Genomic DNA, 3,330 nt, shown 5'->3' with positions numbered 1-3,330 from the left:
GGCTGCCGCCGCCTGCGTCAGCGCCACCGTCTCAGCCGGACGCGCGCTGTCCGCCCAGAAGCCCAGGCGCAGGGCCTCGGAGAAGCGGGCCTCGAAGGCCGCCTCGTCCTCGCCCGGGTTCCGTCCCTGCGCCTTGAGGAGCCCGAGGGCGTCCTGACCGCCCTCCCCACCCTCGCCGCTTGCCAGGAAGGCCAGCATCTCCGCGAGCGTCCGGCCGTTGTACAGGGGGGCGACCGTGGGCTGGATCAGACCCACCGTCCCGTCGAGGGACCGGATGTCGCCCCAGGATTCCAGCGGGTGGGCGGCCGGCAGATGCCAGTCGGCATGCGCACCGGTCTCGTCGTAGTAGAGCCCCGCATGGATCTTGAGGGGCACGCGCGCCATCCGGGCGGCGAAATCGAGGGCGCCGGGCGCCTCGTAGACCGGGTTGGCGCCGAGGACGACGAGCACCTTGACGGCACCCTGATCCATGGCCGCAGCGAGATCCGCGAGGGTCCCGGCGCCCGTCTCCGCCACGGGCGCCGTGTGGACCAGGGTCGTGCCGGTGTTGCCGAGGGCGCCGTTGAGGCGGTGAACCAGCGCGTGCAGGTCCGGGCTGGCGGTCAGGCCGGCGGTGACGATGCCGCTTCCCCGGGCCTCGGCGAGGGCCGTCCCGGCGCTCCGCGTCCAGCGCGCGACGGGATCGTCGCCCCCGGGGACCGCGCCGCCCGCGGCCAGATGAGCAGGTCCCGGGCCAGGGCCTCCAGCCGGCCGGCCGGGACCACGAGCCCCCGATCCGCCTTGGCGCTGGTCAAGGTCGGTGTCGGCGCCGCCGCGTGGAGGGTGAGGAGGCGGCCCTCCGCGTAGGCCGCCCGCCGTGCCTCGCTCCAGCGCCGCGACAGGCCGACCTGACCGGGTCCGAGATCCAGAAAGTCGCCGTCCAGCGCCACGATGGTCCGGGCGCGACCGAAATCGGGGCGGGTCTCCAAGGGCCGTCCATAGGCCTGGCGAGCGCCCTCGTAGATCCCGTCGCGCCCCGCCCCGGCACCGACATACCAGCGGAGCGCCGGGTAGGCGGCCCGCAGCCACGCGAGCTGGGCCGCCACGCCGGGCGAGGTCACCGGGCCGGTGAGCAGGGCGAGACCCTCGCCCCGGCTCTCGCGCCAGCCCGGCATCCGACCCTGCAGGTCTGCCCGGAACGCCGCCCAGGAACTCGGCCGGCCGAGATGCTGCACCGCCTGGGAGCGGAACGGGTCGTAGAGCCCGAGCACCGAAGCCTGGGCCAGCACGTCGGTGCCGCCGCGGCTCCAGGGATGCTCGGGATTGCCCTCGATCTTCAGGGGCCGGCCGTTGCGGGTGGTGACCAGGATGCCGTTGCCGAAGCCGTCGAACACGGCCGAGGAGGCGTAGGACAGGTCCGTGCCAGGCACGATCCGCTCGGGCTGATTGACGTACGGCACCTCGTAGTCGCGGCCGCCGCCCCCGCCGCAGGCGGTGAGGCCGCCCAGCGCGAAGGAGGCGGCCATCAGCTTCAGGAAGCCGCGCCGCTCCGGGGCCGCGGCGAGCCGGGACGCCGACGGGAACTCGGCCGCCAGATAGGCGCGGAACTCGGGGCTGTCGGCCACGGCGTCGAGGCTGCGCCAGAAGCGCGGACCGTCGCCGCCGGCGAGTTTCGCGCGCAGGGCTGCGATGTCGGGGGCGCCGGTCATCGGTGGCAGATCCCGCATTCGGTCAGCCGCTCCCCGCCGCGGATATGGTACTGGGCCACGAGCTTGGGGCCCAGGGTCGCTTGGTCGGAGGGCGGCGTCCAGGTCATGTTCCAGACCTGATCCGGCGTGCGGACATACTTCTCCGGCGCCCGGTGGCAATCGAGGCAGAACTGCATCTCGAAGGCGTTGGCCCGGTACGTCATCTGCATCGCCGTGACGTCGCCGTGGCAGGTCGAGCAGCCGATCCCCTTCGTCACGTGGACGGAGTGATTGTAGTAGACGTATTGCGGCAGCTTGTTCAGCCGCTTCCATTCGAGCGGCTTGTCCTGCGCGTAGCTGTCGCGCACCGGCTTGAGCATCTCGGAGCCGGTCCAGATCTGCGAGTGGCACGTCATGCAGGTATGCGTCGGCGGGATGCCGGCCGTGGCCTCCCGGTCGACCGTGGTGTGGCAGTAGCGGCACTGGATGCCGAGTTCGCCGGAATGATGCTTGTGGCTGAACGGCAGAGGCTGGGCCGGCGCGACCCCGACGCCCGTGACGTAGTTCGAGCGCACGATCCCAGCCGCCAGAACCGGGAGCCCAACCAGGCAGGCGACGCCGGTCATCAGAGCGAGGCGGTAGAGCGCGTCGGCCCCGGGCGTGAACAGCTGCGCCATCAGGCCGACCCGCAACCGGCGAAGGCCGGGAGATGGCGCTCGGTCTTCTCAGCCCCTCGCCGCAAGCGTCGCCCCACCCTCTGGTCCCGGTCGAAATCGTGCGGTGCGCCGGCCGGCCGCGCGATACGGCTCGGGCGCCCGCGGCGATCAGGCTTGGAGGTCCCGCGCCTCGCAGATGCGAGCCACGGCCGCGCCATGCCCCATGGTTGTAACGCTGGAGCGCTTCCAAACCAGAGCCTCAACCGCAAACAACCCGGCCGACATGTCGCAGCGGCCGGCGGCAAGGTCCGCGCAAGGGAAGCCCGCGCCCGCGACCCTTCCCGTGACCGGCGCGAACGCCTATGCCCGCGCGACGGTTGAGACGCCCGATCCTGTCCGGAGACGCATGGAATCCGATCCTCTCGTCCTGACGTGGCGCGCCGCGCGGCCTCAGCACACCGCGGCGGCGGCCCTCGCGGTCGGGATCGGCGCGCCGCTCTGCGCGCTCGCGCTCCTGTGCCTGCGCGACCTGATCGCGGTCCTGCCGCGCGACGAGGCGCCGGTGCTGCCCTTCCTGCGCGTGGCGGTCGCGCTTCCGGGCGGAGAGCTGGTGCTGGCCCCCGGCATCCCGATGCGCCCCGCCGAACTCGAGCTCACCGCCTTCCTGTGCATCGCCGTCTGCGCCCTGGCCCTGGCGGGCCTCGGCTGGTGCGTGGCGCGCCTGTGCTTCAAGGCGCAGAACAAGGCCGGGGACGCCGTCCGCGAGGGCGTTCTGCGGGCGATCCTCGACGCCCCCACGGGGGCCCGGGACGAGGCGCGCAGCCTAGCCCGGATCGTCGGAGAGGTGCTGGCCCGAGCCGACCGCCTGCTCGCCGCCGGCATCGTCCTGCCGGCGATGACCCTCGCGGCCCTGATCCTGGCCCTCGGCTTCGCGGCCCTGGCCGCGCCCCGGCTGATCCCGGCGGCCGTGATCGGACTGGCGGCGATCGGACTCGCCTACGGCTTGG

At 73.3% G+C, this 3,330-nt stretch carries 2 protein-coding genes and 2 pseudogenes; 1 reads left to right on the top strand and 3 read right to left on the bottom strand.

Annotated features, from left to right (window positions below):
• From I53_RS34770 to I53_RS01335, 3 genes and pseudogenes are all read right to left on the bottom strand, one after another.
• A pseudogene (locus I53_RS34770) lies at positions 1-471 on the bottom strand (molybdopterin oxidoreductase); the annotation flags it as partial.
• A 131-nt stretch (positions 472-602) separates the two neighbouring features.
• Positions 603-1,688, bottom strand: a complete 1,086-nt coding sequence (locus tag I53_RS34765; protein ID WP_251982178.1) for a TAT-variant-translocated molybdopterin oxidoreductase — start codon at positions 1,686-1,688, stop codon at positions 603-605.
• Positions 1,685-2,344 (bottom strand): cytochrome c3 family protein, encoded by a 660-nt coding sequence (locus tag I53_RS01335; protein ID WP_043345872.1) that lies wholly within the window; start codon positions 2,342-2,344, stop codon positions 1,685-1,687. Before I53_RS01335 ends, I53_RS34765 begins: the two co-directional genes overlap by 4 nt.
• Positions 2,345-2,729: 385 nt before the next feature.
• On the opposite strand from I53_RS01335, the pseudogene I53_RS01330 reads away from it, so the two are divergent.
• A pseudogene (locus I53_RS01330) lies at positions 2,730-3,330 on the top strand (ABC transporter ATP-binding protein); the annotation flags it as partial.

The sequence above is a fragment of the Methylobacterium sp. B1 genome, from assembly GCF_000333255.1.
GTDB lineage: Bacteria > Pseudomonadota > Alphaproteobacteria > Rhizobiales > Beijerinckiaceae > Methylobacterium > Methylobacterium fujisawaense.
The sequence above is the reverse complement of the archived record's forward strand: the minus strand, read 5'-3'. Positions and strand labels throughout refer to the sequence as shown.